The following is a 1,369-nucleotide window of genomic DNA, read 5'->3' as shown; positions in this document are numbered from 1 at the left end:
GACATGGTGTGATCGCGGTGGTCGCTCTCCTTGGGCAAACGAGGCCTGATATTATCAGCCTCACCAATCAAAAGCCGTGAGGAGAACGACCATGAGCCATTATGTTGGTCTCGACGTTTCATTGAAAGAGGTCTCGGTTTGCGTTGTGGATGCGGAAGGCACGGTCTTGCATCGCGCGTCTATTCCGACCGAACCAGATACCATTGCGGAATACATTTCGCGGAGAGCCCCCGATGTGGAGCGCGTCGTGCATGAAAGCGGGATAATGGCCACTTGGCTGACGCGTGAACTTGCGCGCCGAGCTGTGCCGATCACCTGTATCGACGCGCGCATGGCGCATAAGGCTCTGTCGGCGCGCCTCAACAAGTCAGACAAGGCAGACGCGGAAGGGTTGGCACAGTTGGCGCGGACCGGCTGGTTCACCGAGGTCCACATTCGCAGTGAAGCGTCGGACCGCGTGCGAGCACTGGTTGCAGCGCGGGAGAGATTGATCCGCATGCGCAAGGATCTTGAAGCTCATATCCGGGGCGTCCTGAAGACTTTCGGCATCCGCATGGGGCCTGTCCTGCGCGCGCACTATCGACAAGGGTTCCGCGACCAGCTGGCCGAGGCTGGTTCTTGTGATCCAATGTTGGAGCTGCTGGCGCAAACGATGATCCCGATCCACAAAAAGCTTTGCGCCTCGGCGGAAATGCTGGGTGATGAATTGATACATGTCGCCAAACAGAACCCACTGGCGCGGCGCCTCATGACCGTGCCGGGTGTGGGGCCGCTGGTTGCGTTGAATTTCATTGCGACAATAGATGATGCAAGCCGGTTCCGCCGGTCGCGCGATGTCGGCGCGTTCCTGGGGCTGACACCAAGACGATATCAATCCGGTGAGATCGACAGAACAGGCCGCATCTCCAAGTGCGGGGATGCCGAGATGCGTCGATTGCTTGTTTCCGCCGCCACGTCCTTGATGACACAGGTCAGGCGGTTCTCAGCCCTCAAATCCTGGGCAATCCGGCTCAGTACGCGAAAAGGCTTCAAGAAGGCCGCTGTGGCCACCGCGCGCAAAATCGCGGTGATCCTCCACGCGATCTGGCGCGACGGGACAGATTTCAATTGGACAAAGGAGCCTGCAAGCTGACAACCAGAAAGCCCGCCCGAGGATAGGGTGGGTTTGGCGTCCTCCGGGACGGAGGCAGATCGATCTCGCGTAAAGCGGTCGAGGTGGCGCAACCAGCATCAACCTCGTGAATGACATTCCAGACGATCAGCCCCGGACGCCATCATGAAGCAGCATCACCTGACTTCGGAGAGAACCAAGACCCCGGCGGACAACAAATCCAACGCCCTTGACAATACCGCGATCAGAGAACCGCTT

At 58.9% G+C, this 1,369-nt stretch carries 1 protein-coding gene; it reads left to right on the top strand.

From position 1 onward, the window contains the following. Window positions 1–91 precede the first annotated feature (91 nt). A complete protein-coding gene (locus tag AC2FFP_RS23295) occupies window positions 92–1,132 on the top strand; it encodes an IS110 family RNA-guided transposase (protein WP_282169972.1) in 1,041 nt (346 codons plus the stop codon). Window positions 1,133–1,369: the final 237 nt, after the last annotated feature.

The sequence above is a fragment of the Ruegeria sp. YTSC004 genome (genome assembly GCF_059609805.1).
This window is presented reverse-complemented; position numbering and strand designations above follow the sequence as displayed.